The 26,006-nt window shown below is 61.4% G+C and carries 21 protein-coding genes; 11 read left to right on the forward strand and 10 right to left on the reverse strand.

The features are described 5' to 3' along the window. Positions 1 to 38: 38 nt before the first annotated feature. From AEQ63_RS25395 to bioB, 8 genes are all read right to left on the reverse strand, one after another. The gene (locus tag AEQ63_RS25395) at positions 39 to 1,328 is read right to left on the reverse strand and encodes a GGDEF domain-containing protein (RefSeq protein WP_041476719.1); all 1,290 of its coding nucleotides are present in this window, start codon (positions 1,326 to 1,328) and stop codon (positions 39 to 41) included. Positions 1,329 to 1,518: 190 nt separating this feature from the next. Continuing rightward, a complete protein-coding gene (locus AEQ63_RS25400) occupies positions 1,519 to 3,324 on the reverse strand; it encodes a phenylacyl-CoA dehydrogenase (RefSeq protein WP_042606676.1) in 1,806 nt (601 codons plus the stop codon). Positions 3,325 to 3,599: 275 nt separating this feature from the next. Further along, the gene (locus AEQ63_RS25405) at positions 3,600 to 3,896 is read right to left on the reverse strand and encodes a hypothetical protein (RefSeq protein ID WP_042606675.1); all 297 of its coding nucleotides are present in this window, start codon (positions 3,894 to 3,896) and stop codon (positions 3,600 to 3,602) included. A gap of 108 nt (positions 3,897 to 4,004) precedes the next feature. Further along, positions 4,005 to 4,685 (reverse strand): dethiobiotin synthase, encoded by a 681-nt coding sequence (gene bioD, locus AEQ63_RS25410; RefSeq protein ID WP_064365287.1) that lies wholly within the window; start codon positions 4,683 to 4,685, stop codon positions 4,005 to 4,007. Beyond that, a complete protein-coding gene (gene bioC / locus AEQ63_RS25415; protein ID WP_064365356.1) occupies positions 4,682 to 5,491 on the reverse strand; it encodes a malonyl-ACP O-methyltransferase BioC in 810 nt (269 codons plus the stop codon). Before bioC ends, bioD begins: the two co-directional genes overlap by 4 nt. Next, positions 5,484 to 6,215 (reverse strand): alpha/beta fold hydrolase, encoded by a 732-nt coding sequence (locus AEQ63_RS25420; protein WP_064365288.1) that lies wholly within the window; start codon positions 6,213 to 6,215, stop codon positions 5,484 to 5,486. Before AEQ63_RS25420 ends, bioC begins: the two co-directional genes overlap by 8 nt. Beyond that, positions 6,208 to 7,386, reverse strand: a complete 1,179-nt coding sequence (bioF, locus tag AEQ63_RS25425; RefSeq protein ID WP_064365289.1) for an 8-amino-7-oxononanoate synthase — start codon at positions 7,384 to 7,386, stop codon at positions 6,208 to 6,210. The genes AEQ63_RS25420 and bioF overlap by 8 nt, the downstream gene beginning before the upstream one ends. A 144-nt stretch (positions 7,387 to 7,530) precedes the next feature. Then, the gene (gene bioB, locus AEQ63_RS25430) at positions 7,531 to 8,586 is read right to left on the reverse strand and encodes a biotin synthase BioB (RefSeq protein WP_064365290.1); all 1,056 of its coding nucleotides are present in this window, start codon (positions 8,584 to 8,586) and stop codon (positions 7,531 to 7,533) included. Between the two features lie 91 nt (positions 8,587 to 8,677). Here bioB and AEQ63_RS25435 point away from each other — a divergent pair, with 91 nt between their 5' ends. The 5 genes from AEQ63_RS25435 (at position 8,678) to rarD (ending at position 14,554) form a co-directional block, all read left to right on the forward strand. Then, the gene (locus AEQ63_RS25435) at positions 8,678 to 9,412 is read left to right on the forward strand and encodes a ComF family protein (RefSeq protein WP_064365291.1); all 735 of its coding nucleotides are present in this window, start codon (positions 8,678 to 8,680) and stop codon (positions 9,410 to 9,412) included. A gap of 184 nt (positions 9,413 to 9,596) precedes the next feature. Further along, entirely contained in the window at positions 9,597 to 10,361 is a 765-nt protein-coding gene (locus tag AEQ63_RS25440; protein ID WP_064365292.1) for a TOBE domain-containing protein, read from the forward strand. Between the two features lie 71 nt (positions 10,362 to 10,432). Next, positions 10,433 to 12,334, forward strand: coding sequence for a PhoX family protein (locus AEQ63_RS25445; protein WP_042606667.1), 1,902 nt, complete (start codon positions 10,433 to 10,435; stop codon positions 12,332 to 12,334). Between the two features lie 164 nt (positions 12,335 to 12,498). Next, the gene (locus AEQ63_RS25450) at positions 12,499 to 13,473 is read left to right on the forward strand and encodes a serine/threonine protein kinase (RefSeq protein ID WP_064365293.1); all 975 of its coding nucleotides are present in this window, start codon (positions 12,499 to 12,501) and stop codon (positions 13,471 to 13,473) included. 193 nt (positions 13,474 to 13,666) lie between these two features. Next, positions 13,667 to 14,554 (forward strand): EamA family transporter RarD, encoded by an 888-nt coding sequence (gene rarD, locus AEQ63_RS25455; RefSeq protein ID WP_064365294.1) that lies wholly within the window; start codon positions 13,667 to 13,669, stop codon positions 14,552 to 14,554. Between the two features lie 223 nt (positions 14,555 to 14,777). Here the strand turns inward: rarD and AEQ63_RS25460 are convergent, their stop codons facing one another. Then, entirely contained in the window at positions 14,778 to 15,296 is a 519-nt protein-coding gene (locus AEQ63_RS25460) for a glycine cleavage system protein R (RefSeq protein WP_016772854.1), read from the reverse strand. 481 nt (positions 15,297 to 15,777) lie between these two features. Between AEQ63_RS25460 and AEQ63_RS25465 the strand changes: the two genes are divergently transcribed. Further along, complete coding sequence (locus AEQ63_RS25465) at positions 15,778 to 17,955, forward strand: malate synthase G (protein WP_064365295.1); 2,178 nt, start codon at positions 15,778 to 15,780, stop codon at positions 17,953 to 17,955. Positions 17,956 to 18,237: 282 nt separating this feature from the next. Here AEQ63_RS25465 and AEQ63_RS25470 read toward each other — a convergent pair whose 3' ends face one another. Next, complete coding sequence (locus AEQ63_RS25470; RefSeq protein ID WP_064365296.1) at positions 18,238 to 18,684, reverse strand: response regulator; 447 nt, start codon at positions 18,682 to 18,684, stop codon at positions 18,238 to 18,240. Positions 18,685 to 18,939: 255 nt separating this feature from the next. Between AEQ63_RS25470 and AEQ63_RS25475 the strand changes: the two genes are divergently transcribed. From AEQ63_RS25475 to AEQ63_RS25495, 5 genes are all read left to right on the forward strand, one after another. After that, complete coding sequence (locus AEQ63_RS25475; protein ID WP_317615022.1) at positions 18,940 to 20,874, forward strand: putative nucleotidyltransferase substrate binding domain-containing protein; 1,935 nt, start codon at positions 18,940 to 18,942, stop codon at positions 20,872 to 20,874. Then, a complete protein-coding gene (locus tag AEQ63_RS25480; protein ID WP_064365298.1) occupies positions 20,871 to 21,578 on the forward strand; it encodes a 3'-5' exonuclease in 708 nt (235 codons plus the stop codon). The genes AEQ63_RS25475 and AEQ63_RS25480 overlap by 4 nt, the downstream gene beginning before the upstream one ends. A gap of 332 nt (positions 21,579 to 21,910) precedes the next feature. After that, positions 21,911 to 22,387: an RNA polymerase sigma factor gene (locus AEQ63_RS25485; RefSeq protein ID WP_231982541.1), complete on the forward strand. Its 477-nt coding sequence runs from the start codon at positions 21,911 to 21,913 to the stop codon at positions 22,385 to 22,387. Further along, on the forward strand, positions 22,384 to 23,355 hold the full coding sequence (locus AEQ63_RS25490; protein ID WP_064365300.1) for a FecR domain-containing protein: 972 nt from the start codon (positions 22,384 to 22,386) through the stop codon (positions 23,353 to 23,355). Before AEQ63_RS25485 ends, AEQ63_RS25490 begins: the two co-directional genes overlap by 4 nt. Before the next feature lie 211 nt (positions 23,356 to 23,566). Then, positions 23,567 to 25,993 carry a TonB-dependent siderophore receptor gene (locus tag AEQ63_RS25495; protein ID WP_064365301.1) on the forward strand — a complete coding sequence of 809 codons (2,427 nt, stop codon included), beginning with the start codon at positions 23,567 to 23,569 and terminating at the stop codon, positions 25,991 to 25,993. The last annotated feature ends 13 nt before the right edge of the window (positions 25,994 to 26,006 follow it).

The raw sequence follows: 26,006 nt of genomic DNA on the forward strand, positions 1-26,006 counted from the left end.
GACAATCACTGTGCGGGCGCTGAATGCGCCGTCATCACTCAACCCGCAGCGGTGTCCATGCGCACCGCGCCACGACGGTTCTGCCCGAATGCCATGACGCAGTTACGCCCGGCGCCCTTGGCGCTGTACAACGCCTGGTCGGCGGACTTGAGCACTTCTTCCGGAGTACGCTGCTCCACGCGTTCGGCGACGCCGATGCTTACCGTCACCGACACGGCCGAGGCCCCGGAACCACTGCGCCGCTGGCGACCTTGCTGGTCATCCTGCGGGCGGTTTTCCTGGTTGCGCAGCTGAATGCTGTAAGACGCGATCGATTCACGGATCACTTCCAGGTGCGGCATGCATTCCTCAAGGGTCTTGCCTGCGAACACCAGGGCAAATTCCTCACCGCCGTAGCGATACGCCCTACCGCCACCGCTGATTTTCGACAGCTTACTGGCGACCAGCCGCAGCACCTGATCACCGACATCGTGGCCGTGGGTGTCGTTGAATTTCTTGAAATGATCGACGTCGCTCATCGCCAGCACATAGTTGCGCCCCAGGCGTTGCATGCGTTCGTTGAGCGCGCGTCGACCCGGCAGACCGGTGAGTTCGTCGCGGAAGGCCATTTGATAGGCCTCATGCGCAACCGCGGCCGCGATCATCAGCATTACCTGGCTGCACATGATGTTGAGGGTGAACGGCAGAATGAACGTCTTCGGCAGCATCCAGAATACCCCGAGCAAGCCGACCAGTTGCGCCGCGTGCAAGGGACGCGGGTTGCGCCAGTATTGCCAGGCCAGCAACAGGAAGGCCGAGATGAACACCGGGTAGGACAACTGGATCAGGCTCATCCATGCGCCGTGCAGCGCCGGCCAGCGGATCTCCGACAGCCACAGCAGCAGCGCCTGTGGGTAACTTTGTTCCAGGCCCAGCGCCACACTGCCAAATGCCAGCAGCACAGCGAACCGCGCGACCATGTCCTGAAACAGATGGGTACGTTCCTGCCATGCCGCGAATAGCCCGAACAACAACGGCAGCAACAGGCAGACCAGATGGAACACCACCGCAGCGTCTTCGCGCACCTTGCCGTTGTCGCGGTAAAAATCGGTCTGGGTGTCGAGCAGGAAGTAGGCGATGTACACCGTCAGCATCAGGAACAGTTCGCGCTGACGCCGGTACACCGCGCAATACGCCCCGCCAAGCAGAAGAACCAGGGTCGGCAAGACGTTGAACAGGGACGTGAAGAACACGCTGAGGTCTTTGACGTACGCAGCCGCCAGCCCCGCGAGCAATAACAGCAGTGATGGCAGGAAATGGCTGAAACGTACAGCGGAAGAACGCGGCAAGGGTAAGCTCCGACCCGTCATAGCGAAGAGATGGCATTGTGCCTGCAAAGTGCGGCCAAGCCCATACAATGTGATCCAGATCACACACGGTCTCTGTAACGGCCGGAAGCTCGACTATCTGAGCGATCCGCAAACAAAAAAACCGCTGCCCCCTAGCGGGAACAGCGGTTTTGGCAGACTGCGGTAGGGCTTAGTAACCCAGTGCGAAGTCTTCTTCCTTCATGTCCATCAGATTGCCAGCGCCCGACAGCATAGTGGCCACGTGCGTACGGGTACGCGGCAGGATGCGCTGGAAGTAGAAGCGCGCGGTTTGCAGCTTGGCGGTGTAGAACGCCTCGTCCGTGGTGCCGGCAGCCAGTTTTTCCGCAGCCAGACGCGCCATGTCCGCCCAGAAGTAGGCCAGGCAGGCATAACCGGAGTACATCAGGTAGTCCACGGAGGCCGCGCCGACTTCTTCGCGATCTTTCATGGCGGCCATACCGACCTTCATGGTCAGCTCGCCCCATTCCTTGTTCAGTGCAGCCAGCGGCGCGACGAATTCCTGAACGGCTTCGTTGCCTTCGTTGGTCTGGCAGAACTTGTGGACGATCTTGGTGAAGCCTTTCAAAGCCTCGCCTTGAGTCATCAGCACTTTACGGCCGAGCAGGTCGAGGGCCTGGATACCGGTGGTGCCTTCGTACAGCATCGAAATGCGGCTGTCGCGAACGTTCTGCTCCATGCCCCACTCGGCGATGAAGCCGTGGCCGCCGTAGATCTGCACGCCGTGGTTAGCGGCTTCGAAGCCGACTTCGGTCATGAACGCTTTGGCGATCGGAGTCATGAACGCCAGCAGTGCGTCGGCCTTCTTCTTCTCTTCTTCATCGACGCCATACTTGACGATGTCGACCTGTTTGGCGGTGAAGTAAACCATCGCGCGGTTGCCCTCGGCGAACGCCTTCATGGTCAACAGCATGCGGCGCACGTCTGGGTGAACGATGATCGGGTCAGCCGCTTTGTCCGGCGCTTTCGGGCCAGTCAGCGAGCGCATTTGCAGGCGATCGCGAGCGTATTTCAGACCGCCCTGGAAGCCGATTTCGGCGTGGGCCAAGCCTTGCAACGCAGTGCCCAGACGAGCGGTGTTCATAAAGGTGAACATGCAGTTCAGGCCTTTGTTCGCCGGGCCGATCAGGTAACCGGTGGCGCCGTCGAAGTTCATCACGCAGGTAGCGTTGCCGTGGATACCCATCTTGTGTTCCAGCGAACCGCAGCTCACTGCGTTGCGCGCGCCGATGGTGCCATCGGCGTTCGGCAGGAATTTCGGCACGATAAACAGCGAGATGCCTTTGGTGCCAGCCGGTGCATCCGGCAGGCGCGCCAGAACGATGTGGACGATGTTGTCGGCCATGTCGTGCTCACCGGCCGAGATGAAGATCTTGGTGCCGGAGACTTTGTAGGAACCGTCGGCCTGAGGCTCGGCCTTGGTGCGCAGCATGCCCAGGTCGGTGCCGCAGTGCGGTTCGGTCAGGCACATGGTGCCGGTCCATTCGCCGGACACCAGTTTGGTCAGATAGGCTTCCTGCTGTTCCGGAGTGCCGTGCTCGGAGATGGTGTTCATCGCGCCGTGCGACAGGCCCGGGTACATGCCCCACGACCAGTTGGCTTCGCCAACCATTTCGCTGACTGCCAGGCCCAACGACTCAGGCAGACCTTGGCCGCCATGCTCAACGTCGTGCGCCAGGCTCGGCCAGCCGCCTTCGACGAATTGCTTGTACGCTTCTTTGAAGCCAGTCGGGGTTTTCACGCCGGACTCGCTCCAGGTGCAGCCTTCCAGATCGCCCACGCGGTTCAGCGGTGCCAGTACCTGCTCACAAAACTTGGCGCCTTCCTCGAGGATGGCGTCAACCATGTCCGGCGTGGCATCTGCGCACGCTGGCAGGCTCTGATAGTGCGCTTCGTAGCCGAGCAGCTCGTCACGAACGAAGCGAATATCACGCAAGGGGGCCTTGTAGTCAGGCATAGCGATAAACCTCTGCTGATGGAACCGGGAATGAACGACCGTGTTGAGTTGTTGTGACGGTCAAACAGTTGTTTGAAACATACGTTTACGCCGAAATCTTGTCAAGCGTGGATCTTTTGCCGTTCGTCATCAGCTTTTCCCAACGCCGGAAACGCAAAATCGCCGCGACTTGAAATAAGCCACAGGCGTTGAAGAAAAGATTAGTTGAGCAAGAAGGACTTAAACGAAAAACGCCGCGACAGGGCGCGGCGTTTCGAGGTTTACAGCAGATTCAGTCAGGCGAAGGTATCAATGATCGTCCCCAGCACTTCGTCGGACGCCTTGGCCACCTTCACACCCAGCTCAGCCTGAGTCTTGCCCTGCGAGAGCTCGACGATATTGCTGGTCAGATCCGACTCCTGTGCGCGATCCACTCCGCGCAGGCGATTGACCTGCACTTCGGACGACTGGCTGGTCACCGAACGTTCGATGGTAGTGTTGGCGATCTGGCTGGCGGCCTGATCTACGCGGTTCTGCCCCGACTGAATCGAGCTCAGCCCTGCATAAAAAGCCGTGTTGCCGGAGATTTCCATAGTCGTGCCCGTCCCTGCAAAGGATCAATGGTCGCCATTGAAGCAGACGCGCCAGCAAAACACCCGTCAAAAACACTAATGGCACAGTGCCTGTTCATAGGCAAAAACTTAGTCGAGCAAATCCAGCTGTAAAAACTCGGCCACCGCTTCGGCGCTCAACGCCTTGAGTTTCGGCACGCGGCCCAGGCACGGCGCGGGGATGCGTTCGGCCAGGGTCGCAAGGTTTTCCTCCAGCCGCGAAGTTTTCGGATCGATGATGTTCGCCACCCACCCCGCCAATTGCAGGCCATCGCGAGCGATCGCCTCGGCGGTCAGCAACGCGTGACTGATGCAGCCCAGCCTTACGCCCACCACCAGAATCACCGGCAGCTTCAGTGCAATCGCCAGATCCGAAATATTGTCCTGATCGGCCAACGGCACCCGCCAGCCACCCGCACCTTCGATCAGGGTGAAATCGGCGTTCATCGCCAGAATCCCGCGCATCGGCACCAGCAGCGATTGCACCGTCAGCGCCACACCTGCTTCGCGCGCCGCCAGATGCGGCGCGATCGCTGGCTCGAACGCGACCGGGTTGACCTGTTGATAAGTCAGTGGCAACGAACATTCGGCCAACAGCGCCAACGCATCAGCGTTGCGCAAGCCTTTGGGCGTGACGTCGCACCCGGAAGCCACCGGTTTGCCCGCCGCTGTGCTCAATCCTGCCGATCGCGCCGCGTGGAGCAATCCGGCAGCAACCGTGGTCTTGCCGACATCGGTGTCGGTTCCGGTGATGAAATAGGCTGCGCTCATAGAGGTTTCTCCAACACGGCGTAGACCACCTGATAGGTTGCCGGCAGCCCTGACGACTGACGGAACCGCTCATACGCTTCGATCAGCCCGAGAATCCGCGCCCGCCCGGTCAAACCGCCCGGCCGGCCGGGATTCAGATTGTGCGCGCCCAGCGCTTTCAGCTCGTGAGTGAGGCTGCGCACATCCGGGTAATGCAACACGTGCGGCCGATTCTCCAGAGCCACGATGCGCATGCCACTGGCAGCACATAACTGTTCATAGCGGGCGAATTCGCGGAAGCGGTTGACGTGCACCAGCCCGTCGACCTGCTGCCAACTTTCACGCAGCTCCGACAGCGTCCCTGTACACAGACTAGCAAACGCAAATATTCCACCCGGTTTCAGCGCACGGAAGGCTTCACCGAGCACCGCTTCGAAGTCGGCGCACCACTGCACCGCGAGGCTGGAGAAAATCAGCTCTAAACTCGCATCCTGCAACGGCAGCCGCTCGGCATCGCCCGCAATGAAATGCTCAGCGCCACCCAACGGCCGTGCGTGATTGAGCATGCCCTCGGCAATGTCCAGCGCGACCCCGCTGCTGCGGGTAAAACGCGAGGCCAGCGCTCGGGTGAAATAGCCAGTCCCGCAACCGAGATCGAGCCACCGCGAGGGCACGAAACCTGCCGGCAAGCGCTCGAGCAACTGCGTGCCGACATCGCGCTGCAATTCGGCGACGCTGTCGTAACTGGCCGCTGCACGAGAAAAAGACGCCGCCACCTGGCGCTTGTCAGGCAAACCACCAGGCAGGACAAGAGATAGGTCAGTCATCAGCGCACTCATGTAGAAACGCCTGGATCGCGCCCGCGACTCCATGCGGGTCCTCCAGCACCAAAGCATGGCTGGCCTGTTCGATCAGGCCAATTTCGATATCCGGCAGCAGCGCAAACAACGCGCCCGCCGCTTCTGCCGGGACCAGAGCGTCCTGCCCGCCGAACAGATGAAACTGCGGCCCGCGAAATGCCTGCAGCGCCTGACGCGTGTCCAGTTGCGCGAGCAGTTCCAGCCCCGCCATCAGCGCGGTCGGCGCGGTGGCCGGCGCGCCACCCAGCAGCAAGCGCGACAAGCCACGGGGGTCAGTTGAGCCTTGCGTACACAACAAAGCGAAACGCTTGAGGGTGGGACGCGGGTCGGCTTGGCAACCGGCAAGAAAGGCATCGAAAGTCTCGGCGGGCATCGCGTTCGGCCACTGTTCATGGGCGACAAACGCAGGGTTGCTCGCCAGCGTCAGCACACCGCAGCACGCCTCGCCGCGGCGTGCCGCCAACTCAGAGGCGAGCATGCCGCCCAGCGACCAGCCACCGAGCCAGACTTCCTGAGCAATGCTTGCATCGAGTTCGTCGAGCCAGTCTTCAACGTTGGCGGAATCCAGCTCCGGCAGCGGCTCGATTTCGACCTGCAAATGTTCGTCGAGGCCACGCAACGCTGCGGCCAGCGGCTCCAGTGGTGATACGCCGAGGCCCCAGCCGGGCAGCAGAATCAGGCGATTACGCATGGCTTGGCTCCAACGACAATCGGGCAAAACAATCCGCCAGTCCTTCCAGCAAGCGTTGCACCTGCGCCTCACTGTGGGCGGCGGTCAGCGTCACCCGCAGTCGCGCACTCCCAGCAGGCACGGTCGGCGGACGGATCGCCGTGACCATCAGCCCGCGCTCGCGCAGCATCTGCGACAACCGCACGGCGCGCGCGGCATCGCCGATCAGGATCGGCTGGATCGGCGTGAAGCTGTCCATCAGCTCCAACCCGATCTGCTCGGCGCCGTGGCGGAACTGGCGGATCAAGGTCCGCAGGTGTTCACGGCGCCAGTGTTCACTGCGCAACAGCTCCAGACTTTTCAGCGTCGCGCAGGCCAGCGCCGGTGGTTGGCTGGTGGTGTAGATGTACGGGCGGGCGAACTGGATCAGGCCTTCGATCAACTCTTCGCTGCCGGCGACAAACGCTCCGGCAGTGCCGAAAGCTTTCCCGAGGGTGCCGACCAGCACCGGCACATCGTCCTGGCTCAAGCCAAAGTGCTCGACGATCCCGCCGCCGTTGGCGCCCAACGGGCCGAAGCCATGAGCGTCATCAACCATCAGCCACGCGCCTTTGGCCTTGGCCTCGCGGGCCAGCGCCGGCAGGTCGGCGATGTCACCGTCCATGCTGAACACGCCGTCGGTGACCACCAAAGTGTTGCCAGTGGCTTTCTCCAGGCGCTTGCCCAGGCTTTCGGCGTCGTTGTGCAGATAACGATTGAAACGCGCGCCGGACAACAGGCCCGCGTCCAGCAATGAAGCGTGATTGAGCCGGTCTTCGAGCACCGTATCGCCCTGCCCGACGAGCGCAGTGACTGCGCCGAGGTTGGCCATGTAACCGGTGGTGAACAGCAGCGCACGCGGCCGTCCGGTCAGATCGGCGAGTGCTTCCTCCAGCGCGTGATGCGGACCACTGTGGCCGATGACCAGATGCGACGCACCACCGCCGACGCCCCAACGCTCAGCGCCGGCGCGCCAGGCTTCGATTACCTGCGGATGATTGGCCAGGCCCAGATAGTCGTTGTTGCAGAACGCGAGCAGCGACTGGCCATCGACCACCACGTGCGGGCCTTGCGGAGACTCGAGCAGCGGGCGCTGGCGGTAGAGGTTTTCGGCCCGGCGGGCAGCAAGGCGTGCGGCGAGATCGAAAGACATGCAGGCCTCGATTTTTCAAATGACACAGATCCTTGTAGGAGTGAGCCTGCTCGCGATAGCGGTCGAACATTCAGCATTGATGTCGGCTGAAACACCGTCATCGCGAGCAGGCTCACTCCTATAGGTTTTGCATTTCAACAGCAGTCAGACGGCGGCGTTATAGAACTGCTCGCTACTCTTCTGCTCCACCAGCGCCTGCTCGATCGCCGCCTGGTGAACCTCATCGGAATGCTCTTTGCGGGCTTCCGGCTGGATACCGAGGCGTGCGAACAACTGCATGTCCTTGTCCGCCTGCGGATTGGCGGTGGTAAGCAGTTTGTCGCCGTAGAAAATCGAGTTGGCGCCGGCAAAAAAGGCCAGGGCCTGCATCTGCTCGTTCATTGCCTCGCGACCGGCCGACAGGCGCACGTGGGATTGCGGCATGAGAATGCGCGCGACGGCGAGCATGCGGATGAAATCGAACGGGTCGATGTCTTCGGCATTTTCCAGCGGCGTGCCGGCGACTTTAACCAGCATGTTGATCGGCACCGACTCCGGGTGCTCCGGCAGGTTGGCCAACTGGATCAGCAGATTGGCGCGATCGTCCAGCGATTCGCCCATGCCGAGAATGCCGCCGGAGCAGATTTTCATCCCCGACTCGCGCACGTAGGCCAGCGTTTGCAGGCGCTCGCTGTAAGTGCGGGTGGTGATAATGCTGCCGTAGAACTCCGGCGAGGTGTCGAGGTTGTGGTTGTAGTAATCAAGGCCGGCCTTGGCCAGCGCTTCGGTCTGCTGCTGATCGAGGCGCCCGAGGGTCATGCAGGTTTCCAGGCCGAGGGCTTTCACGCCTTCAACCATCTTCAACACATACGGCATGTCTTTGGCGGAAGGGTGTTTCCACGCTGCGCCCATGCAGAACCGCGTCGAACCAATGGCTTTGGCCCGGGCAGCCTCTTCGAGGACCTTCTGCACTTCCATCAGTTTTTCTTTTTCCAGACCGGTGTTGTAGTGCCCGGACTGCGGGCAGTACTTGCAGTCTTCCGGGCAGGCGCCGGTCTTGATCGACAGCAGTGTCGAGACCTGCACACGGTTGGCGTTGAAATGTGCGCGGTGCACCGTTTGCGCCTGGAACAGCAAGTCGTTGAATGGCTGTACGAACAGTGCTTTGACTTCGGCCAGAGACCAATCGTGACGCAGGGTGGCGGCAGTGCTCGCGCTCATGGGCAATTCCTTGGTTATGCTTGGCTGGCGCCGGGGAAAACCGAATACCCACAGGCGCTACACGGATGTTCGGCATATTTAAGGAAGAGCGATGCGCTGTCAACCGCAATACCAAGGACAGGTTTACATCTGTTTAAAAAACGTACAGACCTGTTTGCTGTGCGATGAGCCCGCAGAAGCACAAATGCCAATGTGCGAGGCTTGCGAAACCGAGCTGCCCTGGCTCGGCAGCCAGTGCCAGAGCTGCGCTTTGCCACTGGCTGGAGATGGCCTGACCTGCGGTGATTGCGTGCTAGAGCCGCCGGCGTTCGAAAAAGTCGCCGTGCCGTGGCTATATGGCTTTCCGGTGGACAGCCTGATCACGCGCTTTAAACACAACGCGAAATGGCCGTTTGGCCACCTGCTCGCCGACGTTCTCGGCCAATACCTGCAACATCGTTTCGACGAGGATTTGCTCAGGCCTGATGTGCTGCTGCCGGTGCCGCTGGCGAATAAACGGCTGCGTCAACGGGGCTTCAATCAAGCGGCGATGCTCGCGCGCTGGTTGAGTGTTTCGCTGGACCTGCCGTGCGAAGAACAGGTGCTGCGGCGAGTCATCGACACCGATGCCCAGCAGGATCTCGACGCCAAGGCGCGTAAACGCAATCTGCGTAATGCCTTCGCGCTGGCGCCTGAGGCGCAGGTAAGCGGCCGCCATTTCGCGCTGGTTGACGATGTCCTGACCACCGGTGCCACCGCTCAGGCGCTGGCGCGGATGTTGATGAATGCAGGTGCGGCGCGGGTCGATGTGTACTGCCTGGCCCGTACGCCGAAACCTGGAACCTGAGCCCAACACCATCCTTCTGTAGGAGTGAGCCTGCTCGCGATAGCGGTCGAACATTCAACATTGATGCTGGCTGGTCCACCGCTATCGCGAGCAGGCTCACTCCTACAGGTTGTGTGTTCGGCTTGACTCATGCGTTGCAAGTGGCCAACGTCCATTTCATCGCCCGAGCCAGAAGCGTTCTGCCATGTCCCTGCCCTCCCTGCTCTCCCAACACATCGTTCGCCGTCCGCAACGCATCGCCCTGCTGCAACACATCGCCGAGCAGGGCTCGATCACCCGAGCGGCGAAGAGCGCAGGGCTCAGTTACAAGGCGGCGTGGGATGCGATCGATGAGCTGAACAATCTCGCGCAGAAACCCTTGGTCGAGCGCGTGGTAGGCGGCAAGGGTGGTGGTGGCGCCAGACTGTCCAGCGAGGGCGAACGGGTCCTGCGTCTGTATCAGAAATTGCAGGCCTTGCAGGCGCAGGTGCTGGAAGCGGCGGAAGACGTCAGCGATCTCGATCTGCTCGGCAGGCTGATGCTCAGGACCAGCGCGCGCAATCAGCTGCATGGCACCGTCATCGCAATTGAGGCGCAAGGTCGCAATGATTTGATCCGGCTGGAACTGGCCGAAGGTATTTGTCTGGAAGCGCAGATCACCCACGACAGCACCGTGCATCTGGAATTGCAGATCGGCAGCGAAGTGATGGCGCTGATCAAGGCTGGCTGGCTTGAATTGCTCGGCGACGATCAGTCGGCAACGCCCGGACACAATGTCCTGCGCGGCACCATCGAAGCGATCCTCGACGCCGAGGACGGTCCCAGCGAAGTACGGATTTCCCTGCCCAACGGCCACACCCTCTGCGCCTTGGCCGAACCGTTGTACCTGCGCCGCCAGTGCCTGGGCGTCGGCGCTCCGGTGCAGGTGCAATGCGCGCCGTCCAACGTGCTGATCGGCACGCCGCTCTGATTCGCCTCTGCAACGAAAGCGTCATCGACCCGCATTAAGGTGTTGGCCATAAACCAAGCAGGGAGCCTGATGTGAGCCTATTAGAAGAAAACCAATCCACTGATCTGGAAAAAATGGTCGGCCTCAGCCGTCGCGGTTTCATCAGCGCCGGTGCGTTGTGCGGCGCGGCGATGTTTCTTGGCGGCAACCTGTTGACCCGCAGCGTCATGGCCGCCAGCGTCAGCGCCGGCAACAGCCGTCTGCTCGGTTTCGAGAGCATTCCGGCCGCGACCACCGACGCCATCAGCCTGCCCAAGGGTTACAAGTCCTCGGTGCTGATCAGTTGGGGCCAGCCGCTGCACAAGAATGGTCCGGCCTTCGATCCGAGCGGCAATGGCACCGCCGCCGCACAGGAAGTGCAGTTCGGCGACAACAACGACGGCATGAGCCTGTTCGCCTTCCCCGACGACAAGAATCGCGCGTTGATGGCGATCAACAACGAATACACCAACTACCGCTATCTGTATCCCCACGGCGGCATGCCGCAGTCGGCCGAAGACGTGCGCAAGGCGCTGGCCTGTGAAGGTGTGTCGGTGATCGAAGTGCAGCGCAGGAACGGCCAGTGGCAGTTCGTCCAGGGCTCGCGCTACAACCGGCGCATCCACGGTAACTCACCGCTGCGCATCAGTGGTCCGGCCCGCGGCCACGACTTGATGAAAACCGCCGCCGACAAGCACGGCAAGAAAGTTCTCGGCACGTTCCAGAACTGCGCCAACGGCAAGACGCCGTGGGGCACCTATCTGACCTGCGAGGAAAACTTCACCGACTGCTTCGGCAGCAGCAACGCCCAGCAACAGTTCGATGCCGCGCAGAAGCGCTACGGCGTCGTTGCCAGCAGCAAAGACATCAACTGGCACCCCCACGACCCGCGCTTCGACATGGCCAAGAACCCGAACGAACTCAACCGCCACGGCTGGGTGGTCGAGATCGATCCGTTCGACCCGCAATCGACCCCGGTCAAACGCACCGCGCTGGGCCGCTTCAAACATGAAAACGCCGCCCTGGCCGAGACCGATGACGGTCGCGCTGTGGTGTACATGGGCGACGACGAGCGTGGCGAGTTCATCTACAAATTCGTCAGCCGCGACCGCATCAACCACCGCAATCAGAAGGCCAACCGCAACATCCTCGACCACGGCACCTTGTACGTGGCGAAGTTCGATGCCGGTGACGGCAACCCTGACCACCCGAAAGGCCAGGGCCAGTGGATCGAACTGACCCACGGCAAGAATGGCATCGACGCCAGCAGCGGGTTTGCCGATCAGGCCGAAGTGCTGATCCACGCGCGCCTCGCCGCCAGCGTGGTTGGCGCAACACGCATGGACCGCCCGGAGTGGATCGTCGTCAGCCCCAAGGACGGCCAGGTTTATTGCACCCTGACCAACAACGCCAAGCGCGGCGAAGACGGGCAACCGGTGGGCGGGCCGAACCCGCGCGAGAAGAACGTCTATGGGCAGATTCTGCGCTGGCGCACCCACCGCGACGATCACGCCTCCAAGACGTTCGCCTGGGATCTGTTCGTGGTCGCCGGCAACCCGGGCGTGCATGCCGGAACCCCCAAGGGTGGCTCATCCAACATCACCCCGCAGAACATGTTCAACAGCCCCGACGGCCTGGGTTTCGACAAGGCGGGACGCCTGTGGATTCTCACCGACGGCGATTCGAGCAATGCCGGCGACTTCGCCGGGATGGGCAACAACCAAATGCTCTGCGCCGACCCTGCGACCGGTGAGATTCGCCGTTTCATGGTCGGGCCGGTGGGTTGCGAAGTGACCGGGATCAGCTTCTCGCCGGATCAGAAAACCCTGTTTGTCGGGATTCAGCATCCGGGCGAGAACGGCGGTTCGACCTTCCCGGAGCACCTGCCCAATGGCAAGCCGCGGTCTTCGGTGATGGCAATTACCCGCGAGGATGGCGGGATCGTCGGCGCCTGATAAACCGCTTTCGCGAGCAGGCTCGCTCCCACAGAGGATCGCATTTCAATGTGGGAGCGAGCCTGCTCGCGAATAGGCCAGACCAGACACCAACCACCTTCGCGCCGCCATCTGCGCTACCATGCCGAGCCGGACGCAGCAGCCTGCTGCGCGCAGGAGTCAGCATGGCCCACCCGTTTGAAACCCTCACCCCCGATCTTGTCCTGGATGCCGTTGAAAGCATCGGTTTCCTCAGTGACGCGCGCATTCTGGCGCTCAACAGCTACGAAAACCGTGTCTATCAGGTCGGTATCGAAGACTCCGAGCCGCTGATCGCCAAGTTCTACCGTCCGCAGCGCTGGACCAACGAGGCCATCCTCGAGGAACACCAGTTCACCTTCGAACTGGCCGACATCGACATCCCTGTGGTGGCGCCGCTGATCCACAACGGCGAAACCCTGCATGAGCACGCGGGTTTCCGCTTCACCCTGTTTCCGCGCCGGGGTGGGCGCGCGCCGGAGCCGGGCAACCTTGATCAGCTGTATCGCCTCGGCCAGTTGCTCGGGCGCATGCATGCGGTGGGCGGCACCAAGCCGTTCAAGCACCGCGAAGCCCTCGCCGTGGAGAACTTCGGCCATGCTTCGCTGAACACCCTGCTCGAAGGCAACTTCATCCCCAAAAGTTTGCTGCCGGCGTACGAGTCGGTTGCCCGCGACCTGCTCAAACGCGTGGAAGATGTCTACGCCGCCACGCCGCATCAGAACATTCGCATGCACGGCGATTGTCACCCCGGCAACATGATGTGCCGCGACGAGATGTTCCACATCGTCGACCTCGATGACTGCCGCATGGGCCCGGCGGTGCAGGACATCTGGATGATGCTCGCCGGCGATCGCCAGGAGTGCCTGGGGCAGTTGTCGGAATTGATGGACGGCTACAACGAATTCCACGATTTCGACCCGCGCGAACTGGCACTGATCGAACCGCTGCGCGCCCTGCGCCTGATGCACTACAGCGCCTGGCTGGCCCGGCGCTGGGATGACCCGGCGTTCCCGCACAGCTTTCCGTGGTTTGGCACGGAGCGGTATTGGGGCGACCAGGTGCTGGCCTTGCGTGAACAGTTGTCGGCGCTCAATGAAGAGCCGCTGAAACTTTTCTGATTCACCCCGCCCCCTGTAGGAGTGAGCCTGCTCGCGATAGCGTCGGGTCAGCCAACATCAATGTTGAATGTCCGTTCGCTATCGCGAGCAGGCTCACTCCTACATTTGTCCGGTGTTCACAAATTCACAACTCACTTGCAGACAAATCTCCTTACAATCCCCTCTTTGTCAGTTGCCTGAGCAAGGATTCTGCATGCAAGCCGCCAACCCGCGTCGCGGGTACATTCTGGGCCTGAGCGCCTACATCATCTGGGGCCTGTTCCCGATCTATTTCAAAGCCATCGCCGGAGTCCCGGCCGTCGAGATCATCATCCATCGGGTGCTGTGGTCGGCGTTGTTCGGTGCGTTGCTGCTGATGGTGTGGAAACACCCGGGCTGGCTGCGCGAGCTGCTCGACAACCCCAAGCGCCTGGCCATTCTGGCCTTGAGCGGCACGCTGATCGCGGCCAACTGGCTGACCTACGTCTGGTCGGTGAACAACGGCCGCATGCTTGAGGCGAGTCTGGGTTACTACATCAATCCGCTGGTCAACGTGCTGCTGGGCATGGTGATTCTCGGTGAGCGGCTGCGGCGCATGCAGTGGGTCGCGGTCGGGCTGGCTGCCATCGGTGTTGCGCAGCAGGTATGGCAGGTGGGCAGTCTGCCGTGGGTGTCGCTGGCACTGGCGCTGACCTTCGGTTTTTACGGCTTGATCCGTAAACAGGCGCCGGTCAAGGCGTTGCCGGGGTTGGTCGTGGAAACCTGGATGCTGGTGCCGATAGCGATTGCCTGGTTGCTGTTCAACCAGACGGCGACTAGCGTGCAGCCTGCCTTCTGGACTACGTCCGAGGCGTGGTGGCTGGTGGCCGCCGGCCCGGTCACGCTGGTACCGCTGGTATGTTTCAACGCCGCCACCCGCCATCTGCCCTACACCACCATTGGCTTCCTGCAATACATCGCGCCGACCCTGGTGCTGCTGCAAGCTGTGCTGCTGTTTGGCGAGCATTTGTCGTCCAGCACGCTGGTCGCGTTCATGTTTATCTGGGCCGGTCTGGCGGTTTATAGCGTTGATGCGTGGATAAGTCTGCGCCGGCGCGCCTGATCAAAAAACGCACAAACCTCCACAGGCCACGGTTACCGTGGCCTGCATCGTTCCTTCCCAAGCTTATCCACAGCGTGATCCCCGCCGTTTGTGCGCAAGTCACTGAATGTTGGCGTTTTTTTGATCAACGGGCGCAAAGTCACGGCCGGCGTGGCGTGGCGGTCTGTCTCTACAGGTTATCCACAGGCAGGTGCACGTTAAACCTGAATAACCTTCGCAGCGCTTAAACCTCTGTGCGTAACACCAGTTCGACCATCAGATCGTCAGCCAGGGTTTCCAGGCGCGCCTGCAACACATCCAGCGACAGGGTCAGCGGCACCGCCAGAATCGCCTCGGCGTGAAACAGCGGCTCGCTGCTCATTGGCGCCGGGCGCACCTCCGTCACCAGCCGTTCCAGATTCACGCCCTGCTCGCTCAACAGCCGGGTGATATCGCGGACAATACCCGGGCGATCATTACCGACCAGTTCCATGGCGATCGGTTTCCACGTGCAGGACTGCTCGACACCGCTTTCGGCAATCAACACACGAATGCCATGCGCCGACAACGCTTGCAAGGCATCGACCAATTCGTCGTAAGCCTCCGCCGGCACGCCCACGCGCAGGATCCCGGCGAACTGCCCGGCCATCCGTGACATGCGACTTTCCAGCCAGTTGCCGCCGTGCTCGGCGATGCATTGGGCGATGCGCTCGACCTGCCCGGGCTTGTCCGGAGCGAAAACGGTGAGTACGAGATGGTCCATGGCGCAGCCCTCTTGTCATGACTTTTGTTATCGAAGGGCAAGTATAGGCAAGAGGATTGGTCTGGATGGGCCAACCGCTGCGCAGAATCTGTGGCGAGGCAGCCTGAGCAGCATTTATGTGTACAACTTTCGATATTTAGCTGGAACAATCCAATGCTTTTTTGAGAACATCCCGTTCCGCGACGTGACCGCAATGCGTCATGAGGTCGCAGAACGACGTAATTAGTCTGATTTTCACAAGCGCAACTCATCATGTAGTATGCCGCAGCGCGCACTACATAACGCTGGATCGATGTCTGCCCAAGGCCCTTCGCAACCCTGAAAGCCCCGTCAGCAAGGCCTCCAAGCCGTTGATTGGTCCTAGCCCAGCCGCCAGCAATGGCATGTACTGGTCGGCAGGTTTGTGGTTTAAATGGCCAGAAGCTTCATTGTTAAATTGACGAGCTGAAAAGCGAAATAGCTGAGCAGAGTGAGGCAAGCAATGACTGAACACGTTCAAGTCGGTGGCCTGCAGGTCGCCAAAGTCCTGTTCGACTTCGTGAACAACGAAGCCATTCCCGGTACCGGCCTCACCGCCGAACAATTCTGGGAAGGTGCCGACAAGGTCATTCACGACCTGGCGCCGAAGAACAAAGCCCTACTCGCCAAACGCGATGACTTCCAGGCGCGCATCGATGCCTGGCATCAGCAGCATGCCGGCCAGGCGCACGACGCCGTGGCCTACAAAGCTCTCCTGCAAGAGATCGGTTATCTGCTGCCAGAAGCGGCTGATTTCCAGGCCACGACGCAAAACGTCGATGATGAAATCGCCCGTACCGCCGGACCGCAACTGGTCGTGCCGGTGATGAATGCGCGCTTCGCCCTCAATGCCTCGAACGCCCGCTGGGGTTCGCTGTACGACGCGCTCTACGGCACCGACGCGATCAGCGAAGACGGCGGCGCGGAAAAAGGCAAAGGCTACAACAAGGTGCGTGGCGACAAAGTCATCGCCTTCGCCCGCGCCTTCCTCGACGAAGCCGCCCCCCTGGCCGCTGGCTCCCACGTCGATTCGACTGGCTACAAGATCGCTGACGGCAAGCTCGTCGTGACGCTGAAGGGCGGCAGCAACAGCGGCCTGCGCGATGATGCTCAACTGATCGGCTTCCAGGGCGACGCCAACGCGCCGATCGCGGTGCTGCTCAAGCACAACGGCCTGCACTTCGAAATCCAGATCGACGGCAGCACTCCGGTCGGCCAGACCGATGCCGCCGGCGTCAAAGACATCCTCATGGAAGCGGCGCTGACCACGATCATGGACTGCGAAGACTCCGTGGCCGCCGTCGATGCCGACGACAAAGTGGTGATCTACCGCAACTGGCTCGGCCTGATGAAAGGCGATCTGTCGGAAGAAGTCGCCAAGGGCGGCCAGACCTTCACCCGCACCATGAACCCGGATCGCACCTACACCGCGCCGAATGGCGGTGAAGTGACGCTGCACGGCCGTTCGCTGTTGTTCGTGCGCAACGTCGGTCACCTGATGACCATCGACGCGATCCTCGACAGTCAAGGCAACGAAGTACCGGAAGGTATCCTCGACGGTCTGGTGACTTGCCTGGCGGCGATGCACAACCTCAATGGCAACACTTCGCGGCGCAACACCCGCACCGGTTCGGTGTACATCGTCAAACCGAAGATGCACGGCCCGGAAGAAGCGGCGTTCACCAACGAGCTGTTCGGGCGTATCGAAGATGTCCTGCGCCTGCCGCGCAACACCCTGAAAGTCGGGATCATGGACGAGGAGCGCCGCACCACGGTCAACCTCAAGGCTTGCATCAAGGCCGCCAGCGAGCGCGTGGTGTTTATCAACACCGGTTTCCTCGACCGCACCGGCGACGAAATCCACACCTCCATGGAAGCCGGCCCGGTGGTGCGCAAGGCTGACATGAAGGCCGAGAAGTGGATCGGCGCCTACGAAAACTGGAACGTCGATATCGGTCTGAGCACCGGCCTGCAAGGTCGTGCGCAAATCGGTAAGGGCATGTGGGCGATGCCGGATCTGATGGCCGCGATGCTCGAACAGAAAATCGCTCACCCGCTGGCCGGCGCCAACACTGCCTGGGTGCCGTCGCCGACCGCCGCTGCGCTGCACGCGCTGCACTACCACAAGGTCGACGTGTTCGCGCGTCAGGCCGAACTGGCCAAACGTGCCCGCGCCTCGGTGGACGACATTCTGACCATCCCGCTGGCGGTCAACCCGAGCTGGACGCCGGAGCAGATCAAGAACGAACTGGACAACAACGCCCAGGGCATTCTCGGTTACGTGGTGCGCTGGATCGACCAGGGTGTCGGCTGCTCGAAAGTGCCGGACATCAACGACGTCGGCCTGATGGAAGACCGTGCGACGTTGCGTATCTCCAGCCAGCACATCGCCAACTGGCTGCGCCACGGTATCGTCACCCAAGAGCAAGTGATGGAAAGCCTCAAGCGCATGGCGCCGGTGGTCGACCGCCAGAACGCCAACGACCCGCTGTATCGCCCGCTGGCACCGGACTTCGACAGCAACATCGCCTTCCAGGCGGCGGTCGAACTGGTGATCGAAGGCACCAAACAGCCCAATGGCTACACCGAGCCGGTGCTGCACCGTCGTCGTCGCGAGTTCAAGGCCAAGAATGGTCTGTAACTTGGGTTGATGGCTGAAATGAAAAAGGCCCTGATCGAGAGATCAGGGCCTTTTTTGTTTATGTGCTCGGCGTCGGCTTGGCGTAGACGGCGAGATCGAAACCCTCACCCCAGCCCTCTCCCAGAGGGAGAGGGAGCCGACCGAGTCGTCTTGCGCCATGCATCGACCTGAAAGATCGATGTCGATTATGCATTCGGTTGTGGACGTTCAGGTCAATGAAAGCCTCGAATTCTCCACAATCGGTCCCCTCTCCCTCTGGGAGAGGGCCAGGGTGAGGGGCTTCTAGGGCTCAATGCCCAATTCGTGTTTGACCAGCCCAAGCAGCTTCCCCGTATCAATCGGCTTGAGCAGAAAATCCACCACGCTCAGATGCATCGCCTCGATCGCGTCTTTCACGTCGGCATCGCCGGAGACAATGATGATCGGCATCGCCGCGCGCACCGATTCGCGCACCTGGCGGATCAGGTCGAGGCCATCGACATTGCCCATGCGCAGATCGGTAATCACCAGCCCGATCGAGGGCTTTTGCTCAAGCATTTTCAGCGCGGTTTCACCGCTGGCTGCGGTCATGCAATGAATGCCATCGAGCGCGAGAATCTCCGACAACAGCTCGCGGGCATCCTTGTCGTCGTCGACGATCAGGACACGCTGCGGCGGCAGATCGGGTTCGAGCATTACTGCGCTGAGCGCTTCACGCTCGGCGTCGCTCAAAATATCGTGGTCGGACATGGCGCTCTCTAAATGTTCAATCAATCCCTGGCAAGTCGTCAGACATCGCCGGACAGCGCTTCAATGTGCACTTCGTCGGATTTTTTTCCAAGGGGCTACGACGAGCTTTTCCGAGCTTTTGCGTAGGTTATTTCCGAAAATCGGCCGATGGTGGCAAAACCTAGACTTACGTCCAATGGGCACCCTGCCCGTCGGGGTCGACCATGGCCGCAACGATCCGACAACAACAATTCGAAAAAGACTGCGGTAATGGTTATGAGCAAAGCGGACGCCTTCACCCAGGCAGGGAAAACCGCGGTTTTGCAGAATATTCAGGGCACCCTGCAATTCCTTCAGCGCTTCCCGCCCTTCAATCAGATGGAACACGCCCACCTCGCCTATCTGGTGGAGCAATGTCAGCTGCGTTTTTTTGCCCAGGGCGAGAGCATCATCAAACCGGCCGACGGCCCGGTCGAACACTTTCATATCGTCAAACAGGGTCGGGTGGTCGGCGAACGCCAGCACATCACCAGGCCCGGCACCGAGACCACGTTCGAAATCACCACCGGCGAATGCTTTCCGCTGGCTGCGCTGCTCGGTGAGCGCGCCACCCGCACCGAACATCTGGCGGGCGAAGACACCTTCTGCCTGCAACTGAACAAACTGGCGTTCATCAAACTGTTCGCCCTCTCCAGCACCTTCCGCGACTTCGCCCTGCGCGGAGTCAGCAGCCTGCTCGATCAGGTCAACCAGCAAGTCCAGCAAAAAGCCGTGGAGACCCTGGGCACCCAGTACTCGCTGAACACCCGCCTCGGTGAACTGGCGATGCGTCATCCGGTGACCTGCAGCGCCGACACTCCACTGCGTGAAGCGGTGAAGCTGATGCACGAGCAACAGGTCGGCAGCATCGTCGCGGTGGATGAGCAGAAGGTGCCGCTGGGGATTTTTACCCTGCGCGATTTGCGCCATGTGGTGGCCGAAGGTGTCGGCGATTTCAGCGACGCCATCGAACAGCACATGACCCGATCGCCGTTTTATCTGTCGCCGGATCACAGCGCATTCGATGCGGCGATCGCCATGACCGAGCGGCATATCGCGCATGTGTGTCTGGTCAAGGATCAGCGCCTGTGCGGGGTGGTTTCCGAGCGTGATCTGTTCTCCCTGCAACGGGTCGATCTGGTGCACCTGGCGCGAACCATCCGCAGTGCTCAGCGAGTCGAGCAACTGGTGACCCTGCGCGGCGAGATCGGTCAACTGGTCGAACGCATGCTCGCTCACGGCGCGTCGTCGACGCAGATCACCCACATCATTACGTTGCTCAACGATCACACGGTGTGCCGGGTCATCGAACTGACCCTGGCCGAGAAAGGCGACCCCGGCGTGCCGTTCAGTTGGCTGTGTTTCGGCAGCGAAGGCCGGCGCGAGCAGACGCTGCACACCGATCAGGACAACGGCATTCTCTTCGACGCTCGCGATGCGGCGCACGCGGCGGAAATTCGCGGCAAGCTGCTGCCGATCGCCCAGCAGATCAATCAGATCCTGGCGCAGTGTGGCTTCACTCTATGCAAGGGCAACATCATGGCCGGCAATCCCGAGCTGTGTCTGTCGCGGGCCGAGTGGGCGCGACGCTTTGCGGCGTTCATCCGCGAAGCCACGCCGGAGAATCTGCTCGGCTCGAGCATTTATTTCGACCTGCGGGTGGTCTGGGGCGATGAGCAAGGCTGCGAGCAATTGCGCCGGGGCATTCTCGATCAGGTCGGTGACAACCGTTTGTTCCAGCGCATGCTGGCCGAGAACGCGTTGCGTAATCGCCCTCCCGTTGGGCGTTTCCGGGAATTTGTGCTGGCACGCAAGAACGGCGAGAAGGCTACGCTGGATCTGAAAATCCAGGGCCTGACGCCATTCGTCGACGGCGCCCGTCTGCTGGCGCTGGCCAACGGCATCGACGCCAACAACACCCTCGAACGCTTCCGCCAATTGGTCGATAAACAAGTCATCGAACCGCTCGACGGCGCGGCGTATGAAGAGGCCTATCACTTCATTCAGCAAACGCGGATGCAGCAGCACCAGCTCCAGACCCGGGAGAACCAGCCGTACTCCAACCGCGTCGATCCCGACAGCCTCAATCACCTCGACCGACGCATCCTGCGCGAATCCCTGCGGCAGGCGCAGCGACTGCAAAGCAGCCTGACCTTGCGGTATCAGCTATGAGCCTGTTTTCCTGGCTGCGCCCGGCCAGTCCCGTAGTGCCGGCCGCGTTTGCGCCGCGACTGGCGCAATTGCCGAGCATCACCGAGCTGAGCGAATGCAGCCTGCGCGAGCAGCGCTGGGTGGTGCTGGACCTGGAAACCACCGGCCTCAACCTCAACAAGGACCGGGTGTTGTCGATCGGCGCCGTGGCAATCGAGGATGGCGCAATCGATTTTCGCCAGCAGTTCGAAAGGACCCTGCAATGTCGGGAATTGAAGCTCAGCCCCAGCGTGCTGATTCATGGCCTCGGGCCAAATGCGATCGCCGCAGGCAGCAACCCGGCCGAAGCGTTGCTGGAGTTGCTGGAATTTGTCGGCGACAGCCCGGTGCTGGCGTTTCATGCGCCGTTCGATCAGCACATGCTCGGGCGTGCGCTCAAGGAGCATCTGGGGCACAAGCTGCAACATGTGTTTCTGGATGTGGCGGATCTCGCCCCGCTGCTGTGTCCGCAGGCGCAGATTCGCGAGGCGGGGCTGGATGAGTGGATCGAGTGGTTCCGGCTTGAAGTGTTCGAACGGCATAACGCGAGTGCCGATGCGCTGGCCACGGCGGAACTGGCATTGATTCTGTTCAGCAGGGCGCGGGCGCAGCAGATATACAGTCCATTGAATCTGCAACAGCGGTTGAGTCAGTGGAAGCGAAGGCAGCAGGCGCCTTCTTTTTAGAAGCACCCTCACCCCAGCCCTCTCCCAGAGGGAGAGGGAGCCGACCGAAGTGTCTCGGGCTTTTCATTTACCTGAGAAATCGAGTCGATTATGGATTCACTGAAGATCGCTCAGGTCGGTGTACCTCCAGAATATCCCCCAATCAGTCCCCTCTCCTTCCGGGAGAGGGCTAGGGTGAGGGTCTGCCCTTGATTCACCACCTGACCAGTGGCCAATTGCTAACCATTCCCACCTCTGCCAGAATCGCGAACTATTCTCGTTAGTTAACATTTCCCAATCGGTGATGTCCGGTGTCGTCAGTGCCCAACCCCCACAGTGAGCTCGTCGGTGCGATGTATCGCGACCATCGCGGTTGGCTGCTGGCGTGGTTGCGGCGCAATGTGGCGTGTCCGCAGCGCGCCGAAGACTTGAGTCAGGACACTTTTGTACGCCTGCTCAACCGCGGCGAATTGCTGACGCCGCGCGAGCCGCGAGCGTTTCTGGTGGCGATCGCCAAAGGCCTGTTGTTCGACTACTTCCGCCGCGCCGCACTGGAACAGGCCTATCTCACCGAACTGATGCTGATCCCCGAGGGCGAACAGCCATCGGTGGAAGAACAGCAAATGATCCTCGACGACCTCAAGGCCATCGATCGCCTGCTCGGCAAGCTGTCGACCAAGGCGCGCGCAGCGTTTCTGTATAACCGCCTCGACGGCCTAAGCCACGCCGAGATCGCAGGCAAACTCGGCGTCTCGGTGCCGCGCGTGCGCCAGTATCTGGCCCAAGGCCTGCGCCAGTGTTATATCGCTCTTTACGGTGAGCCGACATGACCGCGGCCAGTTCGCGCCCGGTGCCGGCCCATGTGCTGGACGCGGCGATTGCCTGGCAATTGACCCTCGATTCGAGCACCGCGCTGGAACGCGAGGAGTTCGCCAAATGGCACGCGGCCCATGAAGAACACGCCCGCGCCTGGCGCCAGTTGGGCATGCTCGATCAGCGTTTCAGCGTCGCCAAGGGTCCGGCGCGCAGTGCGTTGCTGCAATCGCGCGAAGGCATTCGCCGGCGCGTGCGCAAACTCGGCAGCGGGCTGGCCAGTGTCGTGGCGGTGATCGGTCTGGGCCTGTTCGTGAGTGAGCGCTATCTGCCGCTTGATTACTGGCTCGCCGATCAGCGCACCGCCACCGGCGAACAGCGCACCGTGCGCCTGTCCGACGGCACCCTGCTCAACCTCAATACTCACAGCGCGGTCGACGTACGCTTCGATGACCAGCGCCGTTTGATCGTGCTGCAGGAAGGCGAAATCCTCGTCGAAACCGGGCATGGCGATGCGCGGCCCTTTATCGTCGAAACCCGCGAAGGCAGCATGCGCGCGCTGGGCACGCGGTTTCTGGTCAAGCGCGAGGATGACGGCACGCGCCTGAGCGTATTGCAGTCGGCGGTCGCGGCCCATGCCCAGGCGAACCCGCAAGAACAGATTCTGCGCGAGGGCCAGCAGGTGCTGCTGCGCAGTGACGGGCTTAGCTCGATTGCCGCCCTCGCCCCCGGCGCCGATGCCTGGACGCGCGGCATGCTGGTGGTGGACAACGCGCGACTGGGCGATCTGGTGCATGAGCTGGGGCGCTACCGCCGCGGGCATCTCGGCGTGGCGCCGGAGGTGGCCGATCTGCGCATTACCGGCAGCTTTCCGTTGCACGACACCGACAAGGCGCTGAATGCATTGCTGCCGACCCTGCCTGTGCAGATCGAGCGGCATACGCCGTATTGGGTCACCGTGGCGAAGGCTGAGGTTAAACCTTAAAAATTCGCCGTCTGTGAAAGGGCTATCGCGAGCAGGCTCACTCCTACAGTTGGAATGCGTTCCCTTGTAGGAGCGAGCCTGCTCGCGAAGGCGCCATCAGCCGCACAACCATTTCCTGCAAAAAAAAAAGAATTTCACCCAGCCCTATCACTTTTCGATTTTCATCCGGCACACAGGCAATTGAGAAATATTTCCATTCAGGAGCCGCCGTATGTCCCGTTCGCCAGACACCTTGTTGCGCCCCAGTCTGCTGGCTTTTGCCATCGCTTTCGGCACGCCGTTGATCAGCACTGCGTTGCTCGCCGCTGAACAAGCGGCCAGCGTGCGCGCCTACAACCTGCCAGCGGCGCCGCTGTCGACCACGCTGAACCAGATCGCCAGCCAGGGCGGCCTCGCCCTGTCGCTCGATCCGGCACTGGCAGCAGGCAAGACCTCGGCGCCGGTCAACGGCCAGTACGACGCCGCCGGCGCCCTGCGCGCGGCTCTGCGCGGCAGCGGTCTGCAACTGGAGCAAAGCAGCGCCGGCACCTACACCCTGGTGGCGGTGCCTGAGGGCACGCTGGCCCTGCCGGAAACCTCGGTCATCGGCGTGGAAAATCTCGAAAGCGCCTGGGGCCCGGTGGAGGGCTACACCGCGACCCGCACCGCCGCCGGCACCAAGACCGACACCGCACTGGTCGAAGCACCGCGTTCGATCTCGGTGGCGACCCGTCAGCAGATGGACGATCGCAGCGTGCACAGCCTCGATGACGCGGTGCGCTACATGCCGGGCATCACCGCCAGCAGCTACGGCAGCGACACCCGCGCCGACTGGCTGCGCGTACGCGGTTTCGAGCCGACCCAGTTCCTCGATGGCCTGCCGCTGCCAAAAGGCGTGTACGCCAACCCGAAACAGGAAACCTGGAACCTCGACCGCCTCGCCCTGCTTCGTGGCCCGGCCTCGTCGGTGTACGGCCAGACCCCGCCGGGCGGTTTGCTCGACATGGTCAGCCGCCGCCCGAGTGCCGAGGCCAGCAGTGAAGTCCAGCTGCAATACGGCAGCGACAACCATCGCCAGATCAACTTCGCCAGCACCGGCAAAATCGACGACGCCGGGCAGTTTCTCTACGGCCTCAGCGGCGTGGTGCGCGACAGCGGCACGCAGGTCGACCACGTCGACAACAAGCGCTACAACATTGCGCCGAGCCTGACCTGGAACATCGACGACGACACCCGATTCACCCTGCTGAGCCAGTTCACCCGTGACGACACGGGCATCACCAGCCAGTTTCTGCCGATCCAGGGCACGAAGATCAATTCGCCGTTCGGCGACATTTCCCATCACAAGAATCTCGGCGATCCGGATTGGGAATACTACGACCGCACCTACTATGCGCTGGGCTACGCCTTCGAACATCGGCTGAACGATGTCTGGCAGTTCAAGCAGAACCTGCGCTATACCAAGTCGGACCTGTCGTTCCAGTCGCTGACGCCCGGCTCCTACCCGTTCACCACCGTGGATGAACAGGGCAACGTCGGCCGCACCAGCACCAGCGTCGATGAAGACATCAGCCAGTTTGCCGTGGACAACAACTTCCAGGCCGACTTCGCCACCGGTGATATCCGCCACACCTTGCTGCTGGGTCTGGATCACCAGCGCAACAACACCAACTACACCTCGATTTTCGGTGATGGCCTGCCGACCAACGTGATCACGCCGATCTACGGCCAGCCGATCGTACGTCCGGCGCGCTCCACTGCGTTTTACGACTACAACCAGAAGACCTATCAGACCGGCCTCTACGTGCAGGATCAGATGGCCCTAGATCAGTGGCGTCTGACTCTCGGCGGTCGTGAAGACTGGGTGCACACCAGCACCAAGTTCATCAACCAGAACGATGCGACCAATACCCAGCGCGACAAAAAATTCAGCGGCAATGCGGCGCTCAGCTACGTCTTCGACAACGGCTTCGTGCCGTACCTGTCCTACGCCGAATCCTTCCAGCCGACCACGGGCGCCGATGTCACCTCAACCGGCTCGCTCAAGCCGACCGAAGGCAAGCAGTGGGAACTGGGCATCAAATACCAGCCGCCGGGCAGCAAGACCCTGCTGACCGCCGCCGTGTATGACCTGACCCAGAAGAATGTCGCGGTGAGCACCTTCGTCAACAACGTCTCGGTGACCAGTCAAACGGGTGAAGTGAAGGTCAAAGGTCTGGAACTCGAAGCCGTGTCCGATGTGACCGATAACCTCAAGGTCATCGCCGCCTACACCCTGGCCAAGTCCGAAGTGCAGAAAGGCGTCGACAAGGGCAACCGCCTGCAACTGATGCCCAACCAGCAAGCCTCGCTGTGGACCGACTACACCTGGCACAGCGGCGTGCTTGACGGTTTCGGTGTGGGTGCCGGCGTGCGTTACACCGGCAACACCTACGGCGACAAGGCCAACACCTGGCTGGGCAAGGCCGATGCCTATACCGTGTTCGACGCCAGCGTACATTATGATCTGGGCCGTCTGGACAACAGCCTCAAAGGTGCGTCGCTGGCAGTGAACGCGACCAACCTGTTCGACAAGGACTACATTTCCACCTGCGACAGCTTCTACTGCTACTACGGCGACCAGCGCAGCGTCGTCGCCAGCGCCACTTACAAGTGGTAAGCCGGTGAGCTGA

Source organism: Pseudomonas sp. RIT-PI-o (assembly GCF_001297215.1).
Classification (GTDB): domain Bacteria; phylum Pseudomonadota; class Gammaproteobacteria; order Pseudomonadales; family Pseudomonadaceae; genus Aquipseudomonas; species Aquipseudomonas moraviensis_A.

Coding starts and splice junctions, on each gene's coding strand:
- AEQ63_RS25485 (WP_231982541.1), top strand. CDS start 21,911: ATGTATCGCGACCATCGCGGTTGGCTGCTGGCGTGGTTGCGGCGCAAT.
- bioC (WP_064365356.1), bottom strand. CDS start 5,491: ATGACTGACCTATCTCTTGTCCTGCCTGGTGGTTTGCCTGACAAGCGC.
- AEQ63_RS25480 (WP_064365298.1), top strand. CDS start 20,871: ATGAGCCTGTTTTCCTGGCTGCGCCCGGCCAGTCCCGTAGTGCCGGCC.
- AEQ63_RS25490 (WP_064365300.1), top strand. CDS start 22,384: ATGACCGCGGCCAGTTCGCGCCCGGTGCCGGCCCATGTGCTGGACGCG.
- AEQ63_RS25450 (WP_064365293.1), top strand. CDS start 12,499: ATGGCCCACCCGTTTGAAACCCTCACCCCCGATCTTGTCCTGGATGCC.
- AEQ63_RS25460 (WP_016772854.1), bottom strand. CDS start 15,296: ATGGACCATCTCGTACTCACCGTTTTCGCTCCGGACAAGCCCGGGCAG.
- rarD (WP_064365294.1), top strand. CDS start 13,667: ATGCAAGCCGCCAACCCGCGTCGCGGGTACATTCTGGGCCTGAGCGCC.
- bioD (WP_064365287.1), bottom strand. CDS start 4,685: ATGAGCGCAGCCTATTTCATCACCGGAACCGACACCGATGTCGGCAAG.
- AEQ63_RS25420 (WP_064365288.1), bottom strand. CDS start 6,215: ATGCGTAATCGCCTGATTCTGCTGCCCGGCTGGGGCCTCGGCGTATCA.
- AEQ63_RS25440 (WP_064365292.1), top strand. CDS start 9,597: ATGTCCCTGCCCTCCCTGCTCTCCCAACACATCGTTCGCCGTCCGCAA.
- AEQ63_RS25495 (WP_064365301.1), top strand. CDS start 23,567: ATGTCCCGTTCGCCAGACACCTTGTTGCGCCCCAGTCTGCTGGCTTTT.
- AEQ63_RS25475 (WP_317615022.1), top strand. CDS start 18,940: ATGAGCAAAGCGGACGCCTTCACCCAGGCAGGGAAAACCGCGGTTTTG.
- AEQ63_RS25435 (WP_064365291.1), top strand. CDS start 8,678: ATGCGCTGTCAACCGCAATACCAAGGACAGGTTTACATCTGTTTAAAA.
- AEQ63_RS25405 (WP_042606675.1), bottom strand. CDS start 3,896: ATGGAAATCTCCGGCAACACGGCTTTTTATGCAGGGCTGAGCTCGATT.
- bioF (WP_064365289.1), bottom strand. CDS start 7,386: ATGTCTTTCGATCTCGCCGCACGCCTTGCTGCCCGCCGGGCCGAAAAC.
- AEQ63_RS25470 (WP_064365296.1), bottom strand. CDS start 18,684: ATGTCCGACCACGATATTTTGAGCGACGCCGAGCGTGAAGCGCTCAGC.
- AEQ63_RS25465 (WP_064365295.1), top strand. CDS start 15,778: ATGACTGAACACGTTCAAGTCGGTGGCCTGCAGGTCGCCAAAGTCCTG.
- AEQ63_RS25400 (WP_042606676.1), bottom strand. CDS start 3,324: ATGCCTGACTACAAGGCCCCCTTGCGTGATATTCGCTTCGTTCGTGAC.
- bioB (WP_064365290.1), bottom strand. CDS start 8,586: ATGAGCGCGAGCACTGCCGCCACCCTGCGTCACGATTGGTCTCTGGCC.